Raw genomic sequence first — 18,575 nt, forward strand, 5'->3', positions numbered from 1 at the left:
CACGACTGCATGCCGCCAGGCGAGGCGCTTCGCACGGTTCCGCACGCACCTGATGCCGAAGCGCACGGGAGCGGCCGTATTGCCATTGTCGATATCGGCTCGAACTCCATCCGGCTTGTCGTCTTCGACCGGCTATGCCGCGCGCCGCTGCCGGTCTTCAACGAACGCGTGCTCTGCGGCCTTGGCCGGGGGCTGGACCGCACCGGGCGACTGAACGAGGAAGGCCTTGATCTCGCCCTGCGCAACCTCGACCGCTTCGCCCGCCTGGCGCGGGCGATGCGGGTGAAGCGCTTCGACCTGCTGGCGACGGCCGCCGTGCGCGACGCGGAGAACGGGCCCGCCTTCGTCGCCGAGGTAGAGCAGCTTTGCGGCGCACCCGTCACGGTCCTGCCCGGGATGGAGGAGGCGCGCCTGGCCGCGCTTGGCGTCATCGCCGGCAATCCGGCGGCGGAAGGGGTCATGGGCGACCTGGGCGGGGGCAGCCTGGAACTCGTGCGTCTTCGCGATGGGGCGATGTCGGATGCGGTAACGCTTCCCCTGGGCCCCTTGCGGCTGATGGAAGTGGCCGACGGTGTGCGCGAGGCGGCGCTGACGGAGATCGAGCGGCACTTGGATCAGGTAAGCTGGCTGGGCGATTGCGCGGGCGAGCACTTCTACCCGGTTGGCGGCGCGTGGCGGGCGCTGGCTCGTATCCACATGGAGCAGACGGACTATCCGCTGCACGTGATCCACGGTTACAGTCTGACCCGCCGGACAGCCCGCGACATGGCGCGCATCGTCTCCCGGCTCAGCCCGCATTCGCTGGCCAGGATCCGCGGCGTCTCGAAGCGCCGTCTGGATACGCTCCCTTATGCCGGTCTGCTGCTGGCGCAGGTGCTGCGGCGCATGCAGCCGGAACGGGTGACATTCTCGGCCTTCGGACTGCGCGAGGGCCATGTCTACGACCTGCTGCCCCGCGACGAACAGGAGAAGGACCCGCTGCTCGTCGCTGCTGCCGAACTGGCCGAAAGCGAGGGGCGATTCGGCGACCTTGGCGAGGAGATGTTCGCCTGGACCGCGCCACTGTTCGACGATGAGACGGCGGAGGAGCGGCGCCTGCGCAAGGCGGCGGGGCACTTGGCCGACATCGCCTGGCGCGAGCATCCGGACTATCGGGCCGTGCAGGCGCTCTACCGCATCCTGCGCCTGCCGCTTCTGGCCATCGATCATGGCGAGCGGGCGTGCCTGGGCTATGCCGCGTTCATTCGATACGGCGGCAAGGCCGACTGGCCAAACGCCGAGACGCCGCTGCAACTGATGTCCGCACGACAGGCACGACGCGCGGAGATCCTCGGCCTGGCGATGCGCCTCGGCATCACGGTGAGCGGCGGAACCCGCGAACTACTCGGGCGCGCGTCCCTGGTCTGGGACGGCGACCGGCTGAACGTCCGCCTGCCGGCCGACGGCTCCGTGGCGCCGGGCGATGCGATGGAGAAGCGGCTGAAAGCGCTCGTCAAGGCGATGGGCGCGAAGCGGGGGGATGTGGTTTAGTGACTGGATTGCAGGCAGCAGCCCCCTTGCAATCTTCTATTGTTTGCTTAGAATTTATACCGAAAGTGGTAGGTAATATATCGACTTATCCATATCACCTTTGGCGGGAGCACTCGGATAATGACATCTGATCTTTTTGAAACTAGCATTCACTCAGATTTAATTTGGATGACGCCAATTATAGATACCTGGAGAGAAAATATACGTTCTTATATAGATGCACATAAGAATCTATATGGATATATTGATCCCCCATATTCCAGTACTGAGAGAGCAAATATTTCATTATTGGCGGGTGCAGCTTGGCAGCAAAAGGATGGAGTTGCCTTAGAGGAATATACGGTTGAAAAGAAATACTCTGGGAAGACATCATGGGGGCGAGCCGATATATGGATTGCTTTTGGTGAAAAGACGCTCAGCGTTGAAGCAAAGCAAGTGTGGCAAACAGGAGGTGTGAACAAAGGTCTCGAAGGTGCATGGCAAAAAGCAATATGTGATGCACAAAAAATTGAAGGCGAATCGGACCAGTGTATGGCGCTTATTTTTGTTACAGTAAAAATAAAACCATACGAATTAAAAAATAAAAATATCAATACAATTATAAAAGAGAGAGTTGCAATAGGTAAAGATATCGAAAATATAGATTTTTATGCATCATATTTTCCAATTGAGACGAGATATTTAAAGTTTCCAGATACTGGAGGGGGTGAATGGATCTGGCCCGGAGTTTATATGTTGGGGCGTTTATTGTGAAAATTACTGAGCTTTAGCTTGATAAATTAGAAATAATTGAGATTAATTGATCTTCCTTATCTCTCCGATTGCTCTCAATGACTTCTATAGATTACGGCCTATTTATATTCGCATCCCGCGCCAACGCATCCAGCGCACCCTGTAGGATGTAGGCGGCGGCCATCTTGTCCACGACCTCGCCCCGGCGCTTGCGGGTCATGTCGGCCTCGTCGGTCAGGAAGCGCTCGACCGCCTGGGTGGAGAGCCGCTCGTCCCAGTAGGCGATGGGCATGGCGACGCCCGCCTGCTCGACAAGGTTGCGGGCGAACTGCCGGGTGGACTGGCAGCGCGGCCCCTCGGTCCCGTCCATGTTGACGGGCAGGCCCAGCACCAGCCCCTTGACCTCGCGCTCACCGCAGATCCGGGCCAGTTCCTGCGCGTCGAGCGTGAACTTGCGCCGGCGAATCGTCTCCAGCGGCGAGGCCACGCGGCGGTCGCGGTCGGAAATGGCAAGGCCGATGGTCTTGCTGCCCAGGTCCAGGCCCAGGACACGGGCGCGGGCGGGCAGCAGCTTGGGCAGGTCGCGGATATCGACGATGGGCATGGCGGCGCGACGCTAGCCTGCCGCGGGCCTGGCCGCAACGCTTCCGCACCACCGTCGTGGAGGCGCCCCACGATCTTGCGAGCCTCATGCCCTGGTGCTAGGGTCCGCGCGCCCGCGCCGTGGCGCCGTATTTCGTTTGCTGCCGCGGCCTTCCGTACAAGAAGGGGACGAGCGTATGGCGGTCGATAAGGACACCGTCGCCAAGATCGCGAAACTGGCGCGCATCCGCGTCGAGCCGGAGCAGCAGGAGGCCCTGACGCAGGAGCTTTCGAACATCCTGCGCTGGGTGGAGCATCTGGGCGAACTCGACACCGACGGCGTCGAGCCGATGACCAGTGTCGTCGAGATGAACCTGAAGATGCGCGAGGACGAGGTCGCCGACGGCCGCCGGCAGAACGACATCGTCGCGAACGCGCCGGAAAGCAAGCACGGCTTCTTCGTCGTGCCCAGGGTGGTGGAGTAGACGATGAGCGAACTGACCGGCATCACCCTGTCCCGGGCGCGCGACCTGCTCACCAAGGGCGAGGTCTCGTCGAAGGAACTGACCCAGGCGCACGTGCAGGCGGTGGAGGCGGCGCGCTCGCTGAACGCCTATATCACCGAGACGCCGGACAAGGCGCTGAAGATGGCCGAGGCCTCGGACGCCCGCCGCGCCAAGGGCGAGGCCGGGGTGGTCGAGGGTATCCCGCTCGCCGTCAAGGACCTGTTCTGTACCGAGGGCGTGCTGACCACCGCCGGCTCGCACATCCTCGACGGCTTCAAGCCGCCGTACGAATCGACGGTGACCGGCAACCTCTGGCGCAACGGCGCGGTGATGCTGGGCAAGGCGAACCTGGACGAGTTCGCCATGGGCTCGTCGAACGAGACCAGCTATCACGGGCCGGTCGAGAACCCGTGGCGCCGCCAGGGCGACAACCGGCCGCTGGTGCCCGGCGGCTCCTCCGGCGGCTCGGCGGCGGCGGTGGCCGCGCGGGCGGCGCTGGCGGCGACGGGGACGGATACTGGCGGCTCGATCCGCCAGCCGGCTTCGTTTGCGGGCATCGTCGGCATGAAGCCGACCTATGGCCGCTGCTCGCGCTGGGGCATCGTGGCCTTTGCCTCGTCGCTGGACCAGGCCGGGCCGATGACGCGCTCGGTGCGGGACGCGGCGATCATGCTGCGCGCGATGGCGGGCCACGACGAGAAGGACAGCACCAGCGTCGACCTGCCGGTGCCGGATTACGAGCAGGCGCTGACCGGCGATATCCGTGGCCTCAAGGTCGGCATCCCCAGGGAATACCGCGTCGAGGGCATGCCACAGGAGATCGAGGCGCTGTGGCAGCAGGGTATCCAGTGGCTGAAGGACGCGGGCGCCGAGCCGGTGGATATCTCCCTGCCGCGCACCCACTACGCGCTGCCGGCCTACTACATCATCGCCCCGGCGGAGGCGTCGTCGAACCTGGCGCGCTATGACGGCGTGCGCTTCGGCCTGCGCGCGGAAGGCGCGGGGTCGCTGGAGGAGCTGTACGAGCTGACCCGCGAGGCCGGCTTCGGCCGCGAGGTGAAGCGCCGCGTGCTGATCGGAACCTATGTGCTCTCGGCCGGCTATTACGATGCTTATTACAACAAGGCGCGGAAGGTGCGTACGCTGATCGCGCAGGATTTCCACGACGCCTACAAGGAGGTCGACGTCATCCTGGCCCCGACCGCGCCCTCGGCGGCGTTCGCTATCGGCGACCTCGTGGACGACCCGATCGCGATGTACCTGAACGACGTCTTCACCGTGCCGGCCAGCCTGGCGGGCCTGCCGGCGATCTCGGTCCCGGCGGGACTGAGCGGCGACGGCCTGCCGCTGGGCCTGCAGCTCATCGGCAAGGCGTTCGACGAGGAAACGGTGCTGCGCGTCGGCGGCGTTCTGGAAGACGCCGCGCAGTTCACCCACGAGCCGGCGTTCGTGGCGGGGAGGTAAGGACGATGGCCAGCTATCGCATCGCGGGCAACACGGGTGAGTGGGAGGTCGTTTGCGGCCTGGAGATTCACGCGCAGATCATCTCGAAGTCGAAACTGTTCTCCGCCGCGGCTACCGAGTTCGGCGGCGAGCCGAATTCGCAGGTTTCGCCGGTCGATGCCGGCATGCCGGGCATGCTGCCGGTCATCAACCGCTTCTGCGTCGAACAGGCGATCAAGACCGGCCTGGGCCTGCGCGCGCAGATCAACCGGCACTCGGTGTTCGAGCGCAAGAACTACTTCTATGCCGACTTGCCGCAGGGCTATCAGATCTCCCAGTACCTGGAGCCGCTGGTGGGCGAGGGGACGGTCTACCTCGACATGCCCGACGGCGAGGTGATCCCCGTTGGTATCGAGCGCCTGCACATGGAGCAGGACGCCGGCAAGTCGCTGCACGACCAGGAGCCGGGCAAGACCTATATCGACCTGAACCGCTCCGGCGTCGCGCTGATGGAGATCGTCTCCAAGCCGGATATCCGTAGCCCCGAGCAGGCCGGCGCCTACATCCAGAAGCTGCGCTCGATCCTGCGCTATCTCGGCACCTGCGACGGCAACATGGCCGAGGGCTCGCTGCGCTGCGACATCAACGTCTCGGTGCGCAAGCCGGGCGCGGGGTTGGGCACACGCTGCGAGGTGAAGAACGTCAATAGCGTGCGCTTCGTGATGCACGCCATCGAGGCCGAGGCCACCCGCCAGATCGAGCTGATCGAGGAGGGCGGCGAGGTCATCCAGGAAACCCGCCTCTACGACCCGCGCAAGGGCGAGACCCGCTCCATGCGCGGCAAGGAGGAGGCGCACGACTACCGCTATTTCCCGGACCCCGACCTGCTGCCGCTTATCGTCGAGAACGATTGGGTGGAGCGCATCAAGGCGGACATGCCGGAACTGCCGGACGAGAAGAAGCAGCGCTTCATTCAGGATTACGGCCTTGGCGCCTACGACGCCGGCGTTCTGGTGGCCGAGCGCGAGACGGCGGACTTCTACGAGGATGTCGCCAACGGCCGTGACGCCAAGACGGCGGCCAACTGGGTGACGGGGGAGTTCTTCGGCGCCATGAACAAGGCGGGCGTCGATCTGGACGAGGCGCCGGTGAACGCCGCCATGCTGGGCGAGCTTCTGGACTTGATGGCCGACAACACGATTTCCGGCCGCATCGCAAAGGACGTCTTCGAGGAGATGTGGGAAACCGGCAAGAAGGCCGGCGCCATCGTCGAGGAAAAGGGCCTGAAGCAAATCACCGACACCGGCGAGCTGGAAGCCATCCTCGACAAGGTGATCGCCGAGAACCCGGAGCAGGTGCAGCAGGTCAAGGACGGTAACCAGAAGGTCATGGGCTGGTTCGTCGGCCAGGCGATGAAGGCCACCGGCGGCAAGGCAAACCCGAAAATGGTGAACGAGCTTTTGCGAAAGAAGCTGGGCTAGGGGTTTATTCCCCCGTCAGTACCCGCTTCGCCTCGTTCAACTTGGCGGCGAACCAGTTGGAGCCGCCGTGGTCGGGGTGGAGTTTCTGCATGAGGTCGCGGTAGGCCCGGCGGATCTCGTCCTTGGATGCGCCTTTCGACAGGCCCAGGATCTCCAGCGCCTCCTCCTCGCCCATCGGGCCACCGCCAGCCGCCGCGCCGGCCTGTGCGCCAGCACCCTGATCGCCCGGCGCCTCCCGCCAGGCGTCGCCATGCAGCTTGTCGAGGTAGGCTTCCAGGACGGCGGCGGATTGTGCATCCTCGGCACGCGCCTCGCGCCACAAGGCGATCAGGTCCTCAAGCTCCAGGTCTTCGAGCTGCGCCCCTTCGTAGCTGCCCTCCAGCACGACGCCGGACATGACGCCGGTGTCATGTTCCAGCGTCATCCGGACGAAGCGGGTTTCCACCGTGCTGGTCTGCCCCTGGCCGGGGCCGCGCGCGGACTTGATGGCGTTGCGGATGTCGCGCCAGCGGCTGGCCAGCGCGAACAGGGCGGGCAGGGCAATCCATGCAAGCTGGTAGCGTCCCGCCCACAGAAGCGCCAGGCCGGCCATGACGCCCAGGATGCCCAAGGTCCAGGCCAGCGCCTTCAGGACATCGCCCGGCTCCGCCTGCGAAAACCACTTCGCCAGCAGGTAGAGACCGGCAAGGAGCGCGATGCCGAGAACGAAATACGCGATCACGGGGTCACTTCATCTGATAGGTGAGCTGTTTCACCACGCCGCCCCGGGCCTTCGAGTAGTCCCCCAGGGCCTTGCGTCCCCCGGCGGCGAAGACGGCGACGGCGGAGAGCAGGTCGCGAAGCTGCTGCGGGCTGTTCGCGTCGAAGCGGCAGCATGCGCCGCCCGAAAGCTGGGCAATCTGCTCGAACGCACGGCGGGCCAGCGCCTCGTGCCCCTCGTGGAACATGAAGCACGGCACGCCCAACAGCCCCAATTCACCGGCAAGCTGGCCCAGCGCGTCGACATCCTCTTCCATGCAGTCTCCGACGAAGACGAGGGCATTCACCTTGTGCTGCTTCGCCTCCTTGCGGGCATGCTTCAGCACCTTGGCGAGCTGTGTCCGCCCTGCAAGGCAGCGCACCCCGGTCATGCGCCGCAGCAGCTTCTGGCTGTCGGCATACCACTCGCTGGCGTCGAACTCGCCGAACCCGCGGTAGTAGGCAAGCTGGATATGCAGGCCGCCCAGCGCCGCCGTCTCCTGGAACATCTCGGCCTGGATGTGGCTGGCCTGGTCCCAGGTCGGCTCCCGGCTGGCGGTGGCGTCCATGGCGAAGATCAGCCGTCCGACCTCGCCCGGCCGGCGCACGGCCGGCGTGGCCGCGACCTTGTTCAGGAATTTCTGAACCTGCTGGTCGGAGGCACCTTCGGTCGTCGGAACGTTGTTGTCGCGCTTGTGCTCGCGGGGCATGACGGCTCGATTGCGGGCGTGTGTTGTACCTTCACCGGAAAAGGTAGGCGTCCGCGCCCCGGTCGTCCAGTTCACTCCGTCCCACTATGTCACTGCGCCGCGGAAGGCACCTCGCTCGTCAGACCGATGGCGGCAAGCAGCGCCCGCACCTCCTGCCGCGCGGCCACGTGGCTCATCGACATTGCAACCCCCGCGCCCTTTTCGCGAAGGTCGAGCAGGGTCAGGCCCTTGGGGAACAGCTCGCGGAAGACTACCCGTTCGCCGAAGCCGGGGGCGAGACGGAAGCGGATGCGGCTTGCCAGATCCTCCAGCAGGCGGCCGACGTCGCGCTTGTTGCGGGCGTCGATATGGCTCAGCCGGTTGCGCATGACGATCCAGTCGATGGGCCGGCCGCCCTTGGCGGCGCGCAACTGGCGTTGCTCCCAGACCATCTGCGAATAGACGCTGGGCGAGAGGATCTTGCGCGCGTCGTGGTCGATGCGGGCAAGAAGGTCGAGGTCGAGGAAGGAGTCGTTCAGCGGCGTGATCAGCGTATCCGCCAACGTGTGGCCCAGGCGGGAGAGGTGATTGTCGCTGCCCGGCGTATCCACGACGACGAAGTCGCAGCCGGACAGCTCGCCCAGCGCCGTCTGCAAGCGTGCGCTTTCGTCGGCCTCCGCCGCCTCGCGCGTATCGGCCTCGGCCCGGTGGACCCGGCAATGTTCCGGGAGTTCCAGCTTCAGGCCGTTCGCCTCGGCAAAGGCGCGCCGGTTCTCGATTTGGCGGGAGAGCGTGCCCTGGCGGGCGTCCAGGTCGATGGTACCGACGCGGTGGCCGTCCTTCATTAGCGCGACCACCAGATGCATCGCCGTCGTCGACTTGCCGGAGCCGCCCTTCTCGTTGCCCAGGACGATGACGTGCGGCCCGCCGCCGCTGCCGCCTGGATTGCTGCCCCCATCCATGTCGTCGGTTCCCCTCGCTAGTCACGCTAGATATTGCGTGCTCAAGAGGCTACCCGCTTGTCTGCGGTGTGACAACGGTCTGCCGGCGCAGGCGGATGGTGAAGTAGACAAGCAGCGTGCCGACCACGAGCGCGCCGCCGGAGAGCGCCACGTCGCTGGCCCGCTGGCCCAGCGCCAGCCAGACCCACAGCGGCCCCAGGATGGTCTCCAGCAGCATCAATAACCCGACCTCTGGTGCGGTGATGTAGCGTGGGCCCATGGTAATAAGGCCGAAGGCGACCGGTGCCACGAAGAGGCCCAGCACCGCGATCACCACCACGTCCTGCGCGTTCAGCGACAGCGGTATTGTCAGGCCAAGCAGGAACACGGCGATGGCGCCCCAAAGGCCGCCAAGTGCCGTTGCTGGCACCATGTTGATGTGCTTGCGGTGGCGCAGCACCGTGAAATTGGCGGACAGGCAGAGGGCGACGGCCAGGCCCGCGAGATCGCCATTCCATGTTCCGCGCCCCAGGCCGTCCCAGAACACGACGGCGATACCGATGATGACCAGCGTGGTGGCGATCCAGGTCTCCAGCGCGACCGGCTCTCGCAGGAACAGCCTGGACCAGATCGCCGCCAGCAGCGGCGCGGCGGCCATGATGACAAGCGTGTTCGCCGCGGCCGTGTTGGCGATGGAGTAGATGAACGCGACAAGGTTGGCAGCATAGATGAGCGAGGACAGCAGTCCCCAACGACCGACGGCGCGGAAGGCCAGGTCGACGCGGCCGCGATACACCACCGCCATCGCGGCCGCCAGCGTCAGGAACATCAGCACGCCGCGCCAGAACACCGTTGTGAAGGGATCGATCGACAGTAGCCGCAGCAACAGGGCGTCGGGCGAGAGTACCAGGACGCCGAACGCGGTGATCGAAAGCCCCTTCATGTGATCCGACAGATTGGACATGCGCCGCTCCCCGAGTTTCCAGCCGAAGCCGGGGGTATGCCATGCCATGACGTGCGGACAAACCCCTTTGCCGGCATAGCAGGCTCGACCGGCACGGGATACGGCAAACGCGAAACGCGGTCGCTCGTGTTTTCGGTGTATTCGACTCGATTCGTCGCGAAGGGTGCGACGTGCTAGGGTGCCCATCGCAGCGAGGGCGAGGTCGGAGCGGCGCGCAATGACCGTATCGACGTCCAGGCTCACCAAGGTCTCATGGGCGCGGGAATGAGCGAGCAGAAAGCGCAGTTTTCGGTGGGACAACTCGTCCACCACAAGAAGTTCGGCTATCGTGGCGTGATCGTCGATGTCGACCCGTCGTACCAGGGCAGCGAGGAATGGTACCGGGTGATGGCGAAAAGCCGACCGCCGAAGGAAAAGCCCTGGTATCATGTGCTGGTCCACGACGCCACGCACCGCACCTACGTGGCGGAGCGGCATCTGGAGCCGGATGCCTCCGGCGAGCAGATCAGCCATCCGGAGCTGGGCGAGTTCTTCGACACTTTCTGCAACGGCGGGTATACGACGCGCGGCCGGCGGAACTGAGGAAGGCTCTCGGGGTATAGGGGGCGATGGAGTTCGAGGAATACCCTCTCCTGCACTACGCGGATCTGATGCACACGTTGTTGAAGACCGCGGAAAGCGGCCCGGCCAGCCTGAACGACGCAGCCGCGCGGCTGCGCAGGGATCTCAGCCTCGCCCGCGAGAACCCGCCCATCTCGGGCGAGGAAATGCGCGAACGCCTGGCACGGGCGAGACGGTATCTCGCCGAGGCGCGCCTTGTGGAGGACCAGGCCGACGGCCGGTACCGTGTCACCGACCGCGGCCGGCAGGTTCTGCGGGAACACCCCGGCGGCATCGACGACAGCGTGCTGGCAGCCTTCCCCGAGTTCCGCAACTTCATCGCGCGCACGTCGGGCGGCCCGGCGCAAGAGGCACGCATGACGGTGTACGATTCCGGCCACATGGCCTATCGCCGTGGCGCGGGTGTGGCCGACAACCCCTATCCCTTCGATTCGGCGGAGCATCTGGCCTGGGAGAACGGCTGGTTCGAGGCCCGCGACGAGGACGCGGACAACGGCTATACGCCTCGGGGGTGATTGCTTATCGCTTGGAACCGTCCATCGGGGCGCGGCGGGCGCCGAGCATGAACCAGACGAACGCCAGCAGGACCAGGCCCCAGAAGCAGCCGAAAGCGGTCTGGTAGGCGGCGTCCGGGTATCCGCCGTCCGCCTCGGCCGGCCAGCGGTCGACGATGGCGCCGATGGCCGCCTGAACACCGAAGGCGAAGAGGAACACAAGCAGGTTCAAAGCCGTATTGGCGCGCCCCGCGTACTGGATCGGGAAGTGGCGGGACAGCACCGTGTACGACAGCGACGAGATGTTCGAGATCAGGCCGAATGTCAACCAGGGCACGATCGATTCCGGCGCCAGCTTGCCCAGGATCGCCGCCAGCGCCAACAGATAGCCGACGATACCGACGCCAAGCGTCTGCGTCAGGCGCACGCCGCGCCGCTGCAGCAGGTCGGCGACGCTACCCCACAGGACGAACCCCACCGTCATGGCGGCCGCCATGAACAGCAGCGTCGAAGCGGTTCCGGCCCGGTCCAGGCCGGCCACGTCGCGCAACCACGGCCCCGCCCACAGGCCGTGGATCGACAGGCTGGTGGCCATCGCCAGCGCCGACATCGGCGCCAGACGCCAGAAGAACGGGTCGCCGTAGATCGATTTAAGGCCGGAGATCTGTGTCTTCAGGTCCGGCGGTGCCGAGGTGCGGCGGCGCTCGGGCACGACCAGGAAGACGGCCAGCGCCACCGCCAGCGTCGCCAGCGCCAATCCCAGGAACAGTCCTCGCCAGTCGGTGAATTGAAGCACGGCCTCCACCGGTGCTGTCGCCGACATCGCGCCGAGCCCGCCCATCGCCAGGAAGCAGCCGTTGACAAGCGGCCAGCGACGCTCGGGAAACCACTGCGTGATCGCCTTCAAGGCCGCCATCAGTCCGGCGGCCACCCCCAGACCAATCAGGGCGCGCGCCAGCCACAGTTCCAGGAGCGTGTCGCCAACGGCGAACAGCGCGCTCCCGGCGGTAGCAATCACGAGCAGGACCCCATGGACCCGCCGCGGCCCGTAGCGGTCCAGCAGCAGGCCTAGCGGTAATTGGAACGCCGCGAAGGCGACGAAGTAGGCGCTCGTCAGGACGCCCAACTCGGCGGCGCTCAACCCAACATCCGCCTGCAGGCGGCCGGCGATGATCGCGTTCACCGAGCGGTACACATAGGACAGGTAATACCCGCCCGCGAACGGCAGGAAAACGGTCAGGACGGCGCGCAGGGCGACACGCTGCGGGGCGGTGGTGTCCGCCTCCGCTGTCTTGGTGGAAGGCATTCCGGCTCGACGAACGGTTGATAAGCTGTTGCGCGGAAGCCTAGGCCGCGCATTCGCGCCCGGCAAGCGGGCTTATCAGGCCGCGCGCGGACCGGCTTACTCGCCGCGCAGTTCCGTTTCCGAGCGCGGATCGAGCTCCGCCAGCTCGGGCGTGGTCCTTGGCACCGGCACGAAGGGCGTCCGCTCTTCCGGGGCCGGGGCCGCGCGTTGACGCATGCGATGCATGGCAAAGGCGGCCATGCCTGTATGTGCCAGCGCCGAGACGGCGAACAGGCCGGGCGGTCCCAGCCGCGCCATCGCCAACGCGGCCAATAGCGGCCCCAGGATCGAGCCCAGCGCGTTGGCCAGCAGCAGCGTGCCCGATGCCTCCACGAACTCGCGCGGATCCACGAAGTCGTTGGCGTGCGCCACGCAGAGCGCATAGAGCGGGATGGCAAACAGCCCAAAGGCGAACGCCATCGCCAGAACGCCCTGCGTCCAGTAGGCGCTGGTGATGAACTGCCCGGCACCGGCCATCGCGGCCAGGACGCAGGCGGCAACGATGACCTTGCGGCGGTCGATCCGGTCGGACAGCCGGCCCAGTGGCCATTGTCCGATCGCCCCGGCGATCACGACCAGCGCCATGAAGACGGCCACGCCACGCGTATCGAGGCCGACCCCCACCGCGAACACCGGCCCCAGCGCCCAGAACGGCCCGTTCGCGAGACCTGCGGCGAAGCAGCCCATCAGGCCAACCGGTGAGGCCTTGTAGGTGCGCTGGGGCCGTAGTTGCACGGTTTCCGGCGGCGTCGGGGCGGCGGAGGTCGTCAGCGCCACCGGCACGGCGGCCAGCGATACCAGGATCGAGGCCAGCGCGAACAGAGGGAAAGCTTGCGGATCGTAAAGCACGATCATGAGTTGGCCCAGGGTCATGACCGTCAGGTTGATCATCGTGTAGATCGACAGGATCATCCCGCGCGTGGCGTTCGTCGCCCGCTCGTTCAGCCAGCTTTCGATGACGAGGTAGAGGCCGGCCAGGCAGAAACCCGTGACCGCGCGCAGACCCCACCAGGCGTAGATATCCACCGCCAGCGCGTGGACCAGGGCTGCCGCGGCCGCGATGGCCGTCAGCGCCGTGAAGGTACGGATGTGGCCGACCCGCCGGACCACCCGCGCCCCCAGAAGGCATCCGCCGGCGAAGCCGATGAAGTAGGCGCTGCCGAGGACGCCGATGTTGAAGGTCCCGAAAGCCTCCAGTTCCGCGCGCACCGGCAACAGGGTGCCCTGCAGCCCGTGCCCCATGAGCAACAGGGCGACGCTGAGCAGCAGGGCGCTGACCGGTGCGATGACGGCGCTCATGGCGCTGGACTTACCCCTTACGCGACTTGGGGTTCATGGCGCCCCATTGCTCTTCGGTGAGGTCTTCCATCAGGCTGAACTGGCCGGCGCCCTTGTGCCATTCACCGCCATCGATCGTCACCGTCTCGCCGTTGATGTAGCCGGCCATGTCGGACAGAAGGAAGCAGGCGAGGTTGGCGAGTTCCTCGTGCTTGCCGAAGCGTCCCAGCGGAATCCGCTTTTTCCAGGCCGCGTCCATCCTGTCGTCCGGCACCAGGCGCGACCACGCACCCTCGGTCGGGAACGGCCCTGGCGCGATGGCGTTGCAGCGAATGCCGCGTCCGCCCCATTCGATGGCCAGCGACTGCATCAGCGCGTTGACGCCCGCCTTGGCGCAGGCCGAGGGGACGACATAGGGCGAGCCGGTCCACGCATAGGTCGCCACGATCGAAAGGATCGATCCCGTACGCCCCGACTCCAGCCAGCGTCGGCCTGTGCCCAGCGTGACGTAGGCGGTGCCGTTCAGGACGATTCGCGTGACGGCGTCGAATCCGCGCGGGCTGAGCGTTTCGCTGCGGGCCAGGAAGTTGCCGGCCGCATTGTTCACCACGGCGTCCAGGGGCTGCGATTCGAAGAAGGCCGAAAGCATCGACTCGACCTGCTCACTGTCGCGGATGTCGCATCGTTGGTATTCTGTCTTTCCGGGGAATTCGGCGTCGAACTCGGCCTTGGTGGCTTGCAGGACCTCCTCGCGCCGCCCGCAAATGGCGAGGTCCGCGCCCAGTTCAAGGCAGCGATGCGCAAGCGACTTTCCCAATCCGCTTCCGCCTCCGGTAATCAGGATGCGCTTGCCTGCAAGGAGATTTGAATCGAACATCTAAGCCCCCGTGACATGGAATGACGCCGAAACATTAAACGCGTCCGGCGCGGTCATGCTATGCCGCGAAACATCGACGGGCTCAAGAAAACGGGAGGGGGCATGCTGCCCGCGGCGAACAGCTACGAGGAACTCTGCAACCGGTTCCGGTGGGATATCCCGGCGCGCTTCAATATCGGGGTCGCCGCCTGCGATGTCTGGGCGGCGCGGGCGCCCGAAAGGACTGCCCTTATCCAGATCCACGAGGACGGCAGCCGTGCGGCGATGTCCTTCGCGACGCTCCGCGCCCGCTCCAACCGGCTGGCCAATGCCCTTGCCGGGCTTGGCATCGGCCGCGGCGACCGCGTCGGCATCCTGTTGCCGCAGTGCGCAGAAGCGGCGATTGCCCATCTGGCGGTCTACAAGCTGGGCGCGGTTGCCGTGCCGCTGTTTACGTTGTTCGGCGAGGAGGCGCTGGCCTACCGCCTGGGCGACAGCGGGGCGCGGGCGCTGATCGCCACGCCGGATGGATTGTCGCGCGTGGCGGCGGTCCGCGACAACCTGCCGGACCTGAGCGAAACCATCTGCGTCGGCGACCTCGCGGCGGATTCCCACGACTTCGAGGATCTGCTGGAGAGATCGAGCGATTCCTTTATGCCGGTGGATACCGCCGCGGAAGATCCGGCGCTGGTCATCTATACCTCTGGCACGACCGGCAGTCCCAAGGGGGCGCTGCACGCCCATCGCGTTCTGCTGGGGCATCTGCCGGGTGTGGAGATGCCGCAGGAGTTGTTTCCGAAGCCGGGCGACCTGTTCTGGACGCCGGCGGACTGGGCGTGGATCGGCGGTCTTCTGGATGCGCTGTTGCCCAGTCTGGCGCACGGCGTGCCGGTGCTGGCGTATCGCTTCCCGAAGTTCGACCCCGAATATGCCTTCGCCTTGATGGCGGAGCTGGGCGTGCGCAACGCCTTCATGCCGCCGACGGCCCTGAAGATGATGCGTCAGGTGCCGAAGCCGTGGGTGCGCTACAACCTCAACGTCCGCTCCATCGGCAGCGGCGGGGAAACGCTGGGCCCCGGCCTTCTGGAATGGGGCCGCGAAACCTTCGGCGTTACCATCAACGAGTTCTACGGCCAGACCGAGTGCAACCTGATCGTCGCGAACTGCGCCGGCATCATGCCGGTGAAGCCGGGCTCCATGGGCCGGCCGGTTCCCGGCCACCGGGTCGCCATCGTGGACGCTGGAGGCAATCCGCTTCCGGCGGGCCAGGAGGGTGCGGTCGCCGTCCATCGGCCCGATCCGGCGATGTTCCTGGCCTATCTGAACAAACCCGAGGCGACGGCGGAGAAGTTCGTTGGCGATTGGCTGCTGACCGGCGACACGGCGCGCATGGACGAGGACGGCTATCTCTGGTTCGTCGGCCGCGATGACGATGTCATCACCTCGGGCGGCTATCGCATCGGTCCCGGCGAGATCGAGGATTGCCTGATCAAGCATCCGGCTGTGGCGATGGCTGCCGCGGTGGGCGTGCCCGATCCGGTGCGCACGGAACGGGTCAAGGCTTTCGTCGTCCTGAACGACGGTTACAATGCCGACGGCGACCTTGTCCGGTCTATCCAGCAATACGTCAAGGAACGTCTGGCCGCCTATGAATATCCGCGAGATGTCGAGTTCGTTCCCCGACTGCCGCTGACCCCGACGGGCAAGATCAAACGCAAGGAACTGCGCGAGCGCGGGGCGGCCGCCTGCGCGCCGGGAGGAAGTGAATGAGCCGGACCATCGACTACTACTTCTTCGTCATCTCGCCTTTCGCCTACCTGGGCAGCCAGGAGCTGGAGCGTATCGTGCGCGAGCACGGCGTCCAGGTGAACGTGAAGCCCATCGAGGTGAAGACGGTCTTCGGCGAGACTGGTGGCGTCCCGCCCGCAAAGCGGCCGAAGGTGCGGCAGGATTACCGCTTCGTCGAGCTGCGCCGCTGGCATGAGGCACGCGGCTTGCCGCTGAACCTGGAGCCGGCGCACTTCCCGGTCCTGGATGCGCTTGCCGCGGGCGCCATCATCGCGGCGGGGCGGAACGGCAGCGATTCGCTGACGCTGGCGCATGCCTTGCTGCGCGCCTGCTGGGCGGAAGAGCGCGATATCTCCGATGCCGCGACCGTAGGTGCGGTTGCCGACGCAGTCGGACTAGACGGCGCCGCCTTGGTCGAGCAGGCGCGAAAGGAGGATACGCAGGCCGAGTTCCAGCGGGTGACTCGCGAAGCCATCGACCGTGGCGTTTTCGGCTCTCCCTGGTATGTCGTCGATGGCGAGCCGTTCTGGGGCCAGGACCGGCTGGACTTCGTCGAGCGCAAGCTGGCAGGCCCGGTGCGCTAGGCCCGCACTGGCGAAAGCGCCGATGACCTTCGAAACCGGCATAAGCTTCTACCTCATCTGGCTGCTCGCGGCGGCGGCTCCCGGTCCGAACGTGGCGTTCACGATAGCGACCGGGCTTTCGACGCCGCTGCCAAGGGCGCTGCTGGCGCCTGTGGGGATCGGTCTTGGCGGGCTGGTCTATGCCCTCGGGGTGTCGGCGGGGCTGGGCACGCTCCTCAAGGCCTCGGCCGAGGCGTTCGCCGTGGTGAAATGGGTTGGCGTCGCCTACCTCGTGTGGCTTGGCGTGCGTCAGTGGCAGGCGGCCGGGCGAAGCGGACTGGCAGCCACGCCCGTCAAGCCGAAGACGGGGCCCGTCGTATGCCTGCAGGCCTTCGTCGTGATGGTGTCGAACCCGAAGGCGGCGTTGGCCTATGCCGCGATCTTTCCGGCATTTATCGAACCCGGCGGCACCGCCTGGCAGCAGTTCGCGCTCCTCAGTGGGATCGCGGCAGCGGCCTCGGTGACGGTCCACTGCAGCTACATCCTGCTTGCCGCGCGCCTTGGCGGCTGGCAGGTCATGCGTGCCCGGCCCGCGCTGGTGCACCGGGCAAGCGGAACGATTTACCTTCTGGCCGCCGCCGCGCTGGCGCTTGTGCGCCGAGGTGTAGCCGCCGCTTGAATGGCTTCGGGCGCTCAGAGGGGCGAAGTAGCCGTCGGCTCCTGCCACGAAACGATATTACCGACTGGCATACCGTTCTCGGAATTTGGGTATTCTCGAGACAGCCGCAAAATAAACATTCCGTCTTTTTGTGCGGCATGTTGGACTGCGGCGTTGCGTCGCGGGTTTTTCTTGCCGACATTGGAAGTTGTTGAGCGGAAACGAGAGGCGAAGGCCATGTCCGTATTCGACAATCCCGCTTTCGATGCGCACGAGGAGGTCGTTTTTTCATGCGATGCCGACAGCGGTCTGAAGGCCATTATCGCCATCCACAACACTAGCCGAGGACCGGCACTCGGCGGCTGCCGTATGTGGAATTACGCCGACGAGTCTGCGGCCCTCGCTGACGTGTTGCGCCTGTCGCGCGGCATGACCTACAAGTCCGCCCTGGCGGGACTGCCATACGGTGGCGGGAAGTCCGTCATCATCGGCGACCCGGCGCGCGACAAGTCGCCGGCCCTGTTCAGGGCCATGGGCCGGGCCGTGCAGGTGCTTGGCGGCAGCTACACAGTGGCCGAGGATGTCGGCATCTCGGTCGAGGACGTCGAGGAGATGGGCCGTGAAACCCGCCACGTCGCCGGCGTTTCCTCCGGCGGCGCCGGCGATCCCTCGCCGGCGACGGCTTACGGCGTCTATATGGGCATCCGCGCTGCGGTGGCGCACAAGCTTGGCCGCGACGACCTCAGGGGCGTCACTGTCGCCGTGCAGGGCGCGGGCCATGTCGGCGCGCATCTGTGCCGCTACCTGGCACACGACGGGGCGGACGTACTGATCGCCGACATTGATAACGACCGTGCAAAGCGCGTGGCCCATGACGTCGATGCGCGGCTTGTTGACGTCGACGACATTGTTGCCGCGCAGGCCGATGTGTTCGCCCCTTGCGCCCTGGGCGGTATCATCGACGACCGCAATCTGGCACGCCTGCGGGCGGGGATCGTCGCCGGCTCCGCCAACAACCAGCTTGCCGAACCGCGGCACGGCCAGGCCCTCAAGGATCGCGGTATCCTCTACGCGCCGGACTATGTCATCAACGCCGGCGGCATCATAAACATCAGCCACGAAGGGCCGGACTACGACAAGTCGAAGGCGTTCGGGCACGTCGGCCGGATCCACGACACTTTGCTGGAGATATTCCGCCGCGCCGACCGTGCCGGGGTGTCCACGGCCGAGGCCGCTGACCGGCTGGCCGAGGAGCGGTTCACCCATCCCCGGCCGGCCGCGGCGGCCGCTGCGTAGCTTTCGGCGTTGAGCCACGTCGATTTTGGACTACTACCGGGCGCTAGCTTGTCTGATAGGATGGGCTGTG

At 65.9% G+C, this 18,575-nt stretch carries 19 protein-coding genes; 11 read left to right on the forward strand and 8 right to left on the reverse strand.

What is annotated here, in order from left to right:
* Positions 1 to 9: 9 nt before the first annotated feature.
* Positions 10 to 1,530, forward strand: coding sequence for a Ppx/GppA family phosphatase (locus DRB17_RS06515; RefSeq protein ID WP_114581381.1), 1,521 nt, complete (start codon positions 10 to 12; stop codon positions 1,528 to 1,530).
* A gap of 120 nt (positions 1,531 to 1,650) precedes the next feature.
* Positions 1,651 to 2,283 (forward strand): hypothetical protein, encoded by a 633-nt coding sequence (locus DRB17_RS19880; protein WP_147274828.1) that lies wholly within the window; start codon positions 1,651 to 1,653, stop codon positions 2,281 to 2,283.
* Positions 2,284 to 2,374: 91 nt separating this feature from the next.
* Here the strand turns inward: DRB17_RS19880 and ruvX are convergent, their stop codons facing one another.
* A complete protein-coding gene (ruvX, locus tag DRB17_RS06520; protein WP_114581382.1) occupies positions 2,375 to 2,866 on the reverse strand; it encodes a Holliday junction resolvase RuvX in 492 nt (163 codons plus the stop codon).
* A 175-nt stretch (positions 2,867 to 3,041) separates the two neighbouring features.
* Here ruvX and gatC point away from each other — a divergent pair, with 175 nt between their 5' ends.
* From gatC to gatB, 3 genes are read left to right on the forward strand one after another with little or no spacing between them, the layout of a single operon-like run.
* Positions 3,042 to 3,329: an Asp-tRNA(Asn)/Glu-tRNA(Gln) amidotransferase subunit GatC gene (gatC, locus tag DRB17_RS06525; RefSeq protein WP_114581383.1), complete on the forward strand. Its 288-nt coding sequence runs from the start codon at positions 3,042 to 3,044 to the stop codon at positions 3,327 to 3,329.
* A 3-nt stretch (positions 3,330 to 3,332) separates the two neighbouring features.
* A complete protein-coding gene (gene gatA, locus DRB17_RS06530) occupies positions 3,333 to 4,814 on the forward strand; it encodes an Asp-tRNA(Asn)/Glu-tRNA(Gln) amidotransferase subunit GatA (RefSeq protein ID WP_114581384.1) in 1,482 nt (493 codons plus the stop codon).
* Positions 4,815 to 4,819: 5 nt separating this feature from the next.
* On the forward strand, positions 4,820 to 6,274 hold the full coding sequence (gene gatB, locus DRB17_RS06535) for an Asp-tRNA(Asn)/Glu-tRNA(Gln) amidotransferase subunit GatB (protein ID WP_114581385.1): 1,455 nt from the start codon (positions 4,820 to 4,822) through the stop codon (positions 6,272 to 6,274).
* Positions 6,275 to 6,278: 4 nt separating this feature from the next.
* Here the strand turns inward: gatB and DRB17_RS21060 are convergent, their stop codons facing one another.
* The 4 genes from DRB17_RS21060 to DRB17_RS06555 all read right to left on the reverse strand — a co-directional run bounded on the left by DRB17_RS21060 (position 6,279) and on the right by DRB17_RS06555 (position 9,606).
* Complete coding sequence (locus DRB17_RS21060; RefSeq protein ID WP_114581386.1) at positions 6,279 to 6,995, reverse strand: DnaJ domain-containing protein; 717 nt, start codon at positions 6,993 to 6,995, stop codon at positions 6,279 to 6,281.
* Positions 6,996 to 6,999: 4 nt separating this feature from the next.
* A complete protein-coding gene (locus tag DRB17_RS06545) occupies positions 7,000 to 7,722 on the reverse strand; it encodes a vWA domain-containing protein (protein ID WP_114581387.1) in 723 nt (240 codons plus the stop codon).
* A gap of 89 nt (positions 7,723 to 7,811) precedes the next feature.
* The gene (locus DRB17_RS06550) at positions 7,812 to 8,663 is read right to left on the reverse strand and encodes a division plane positioning ATPase MipZ (RefSeq protein WP_114581388.1); all 852 of its coding nucleotides are present in this window, start codon (positions 8,661 to 8,663) and stop codon (positions 7,812 to 7,814) included.
* Positions 8,664 to 8,712: 49 nt separating this feature from the next.
* Positions 8,713 to 9,606 carry a DMT family transporter gene (locus DRB17_RS06555; RefSeq protein ID WP_161958724.1) on the reverse strand — a complete coding sequence of 298 codons (894 nt, stop codon included), beginning with the start codon at positions 9,604 to 9,606 and terminating at the stop codon, positions 8,713 to 8,715.
* Positions 9,607 to 9,870: 264 nt separating this feature from the next.
* Between DRB17_RS06555 and hspQ the strand changes: the two genes are divergently transcribed.
* Together hspQ and DRB17_RS06565 are read left to right on the forward strand one after the other, a co-directional pair.
* Positions 9,871 to 10,188 carry a heat shock protein HspQ gene (gene hspQ, locus DRB17_RS06560; RefSeq protein WP_114581390.1) on the forward strand — a complete coding sequence of 106 codons (318 nt, stop codon included), beginning with the start codon at positions 9,871 to 9,873 and terminating at the stop codon, positions 10,186 to 10,188.
* Positions 10,189 to 10,214: 26 nt separating this feature from the next.
* On the forward strand, positions 10,215 to 10,742 hold the full coding sequence (locus tag DRB17_RS06565) for a winged helix-turn-helix domain-containing protein (protein ID WP_114581391.1): 528 nt from the start codon (positions 10,215 to 10,217) through the stop codon (positions 10,740 to 10,742).
* Between the two features lie 4 nt (positions 10,743 to 10,746).
* Here DRB17_RS06565 and DRB17_RS06570 read toward each other — a convergent pair whose 3' ends face one another.
* From DRB17_RS06570 to DRB17_RS06580, 3 genes are all read right to left on the reverse strand, one after another.
* The gene (locus DRB17_RS06570) at positions 10,747 to 12,027 is read right to left on the reverse strand and encodes an MFS transporter (protein ID WP_114581392.1); all 1,281 of its coding nucleotides are present in this window, start codon (positions 12,025 to 12,027) and stop codon (positions 10,747 to 10,749) included.
* A 96-nt stretch (positions 12,028 to 12,123) separates the two neighbouring features.
* Positions 12,124 to 13,365 (reverse strand): MFS transporter, encoded by a 1,242-nt coding sequence (locus tag DRB17_RS06575; RefSeq protein ID WP_114581393.1) that lies wholly within the window; start codon positions 13,363 to 13,365, stop codon positions 12,124 to 12,126.
* A gap of 10 nt (positions 13,366 to 13,375) precedes the next feature.
* Complete coding sequence (locus tag DRB17_RS06580) at positions 13,376 to 14,221, reverse strand: SDR family oxidoreductase (RefSeq protein WP_114581394.1); 846 nt, start codon at positions 14,219 to 14,221, stop codon at positions 13,376 to 13,378.
* Positions 14,222 to 14,323: 102 nt separating this feature from the next.
* Between DRB17_RS06580 and DRB17_RS06585 the strand changes: the two genes are divergently transcribed.
* The 4 genes from DRB17_RS06585 (at position 14,324) to DRB17_RS06600 (ending at position 18,505) form a co-directional block, all read left to right on the forward strand.
* Entirely contained in the window at positions 14,324 to 15,970 is a 1,647-nt protein-coding gene (locus DRB17_RS06585) for an acyl-CoA synthetase (protein WP_114581483.1), read from the forward strand.
* Positions 15,967 to 16,572, forward strand: a complete 606-nt coding sequence (locus tag DRB17_RS06590) for a 2-hydroxychromene-2-carboxylate isomerase (protein ID WP_114581395.1) — start codon at positions 15,967 to 15,969, stop codon at positions 16,570 to 16,572. Before DRB17_RS06585 ends, DRB17_RS06590 begins: the two co-directional genes overlap by 4 nt.
* Before the next feature lie 22 nt (positions 16,573 to 16,594).
* Positions 16,595 to 17,230, forward strand: coding sequence for a LysE family translocator (locus DRB17_RS06595; protein ID WP_161958725.1), 636 nt, complete (start codon positions 16,595 to 16,597; stop codon positions 17,228 to 17,230).
* 216 nt (positions 17,231 to 17,446) lie between these two features.
* Positions 17,447 to 18,505: a Leu/Phe/Val dehydrogenase gene (locus DRB17_RS06600; RefSeq protein WP_114581397.1), complete on the forward strand. Its 1,059-nt coding sequence runs from the start codon at positions 17,447 to 17,449 to the stop codon at positions 18,503 to 18,505.
* Positions 18,506 to 18,575: the final 70 nt, after the last annotated feature.

Origin of the sequence: Ferruginivarius sediminum, assembly GCF_003344765.1 — a bacterium.
Classification (GTDB): domain Bacteria; phylum Pseudomonadota; class Alphaproteobacteria; order Kiloniellales; family Rhodovibrionaceae; genus Ferruginivarius; species Ferruginivarius sediminum.

Coding starts and splice junctions, on each gene's coding strand:
- DRB17_RS06545 (WP_114581387.1), bottom strand. CDS start 7,722: ATGCCCCGCGAGCACAAGCGCGACAACAACGTTCCGACGACCGAAGGT.
- DRB17_RS19880 (WP_147274828.1), top strand. CDS start 1,651: ATGACATCTGATCTTTTTGAAACTAGCATTCACTCAGATTTAATTTGG.
- ruvX (WP_114581382.1), bottom strand. CDS start 2,866: ATGCCCATCGTCGATATCCGCGACCTGCCCAAGCTGCTGCCCGCCCGC.
- DRB17_RS06580 (WP_114581394.1), bottom strand. CDS start 14,221: ATGTTCGATTCAAATCTCCTTGCAGGCAAGCGCATCCTGATTACCGGA.
- DRB17_RS06515 (WP_114581381.1), top strand. CDS start 10: ATGCCGCCAGGCGAGGCGCTTCGCACGGTTCCGCACGCACCTGATGCC.
- DRB17_RS06550 (WP_114581388.1), bottom strand. CDS start 8,663: ATGGATGGGGGCAGCAATCCAGGCGGCAGCGGCGGCGGGCCGCACGTC.
- DRB17_RS06570 (WP_114581392.1), bottom strand. CDS start 12,027: ATGCCTTCCACCAAGACAGCGGAGGCGGACACCACCGCCCCGCAGCGT.
- DRB17_RS06565 (WP_114581391.1), top strand. CDS start 10,215: ATGGAGTTCGAGGAATACCCTCTCCTGCACTACGCGGATCTGATGCAC.
- DRB17_RS06600 (WP_114581397.1), top strand. CDS start 17,447: ATGTCCGTATTCGACAATCCCGCTTTCGATGCGCACGAGGAGGTCGTT.
- DRB17_RS06575 (WP_114581393.1), bottom strand. CDS start 13,365: ATGAGCGCCGTCATCGCACCGGTCAGCGCCCTGCTGCTCAGCGTCGCC.
- gatB (WP_114581385.1), top strand. CDS start 4,820: ATGGCCAGCTATCGCATCGCGGGCAACACGGGTGAGTGGGAGGTCGTT.
- gatC (WP_114581383.1), top strand. CDS start 3,042: ATGGCGGTCGATAAGGACACCGTCGCCAAGATCGCGAAACTGGCGCGC.
- DRB17_RS06595 (WP_161958725.1), top strand. CDS start 16,595: ATGACCTTCGAAACCGGCATAAGCTTCTACCTCATCTGGCTGCTCGCG.
- DRB17_RS06590 (WP_114581395.1), top strand. CDS start 15,967: ATGAGCCGGACCATCGACTACTACTTCTTCGTCATCTCGCCTTTCGCC.
- hspQ (WP_114581390.1), top strand. CDS start 9,871: ATGAGCGAGCAGAAAGCGCAGTTTTCGGTGGGACAACTCGTCCACCAC.
- gatA (WP_114581384.1), top strand. CDS start 3,333: ATGAGCGAACTGACCGGCATCACCCTGTCCCGGGCGCGCGACCTGCTC.
- DRB17_RS06555 (WP_161958724.1), bottom strand. CDS start 9,606: ATGTCCAATCTGTCGGATCACATGAAGGGGCTTTCGATCACCGCGTTC.
- DRB17_RS06585 (WP_114581483.1), top strand. CDS start 14,324: ATGCTGCCCGCGGCGAACAGCTACGAGGAACTCTGCAACCGGTTCCGG.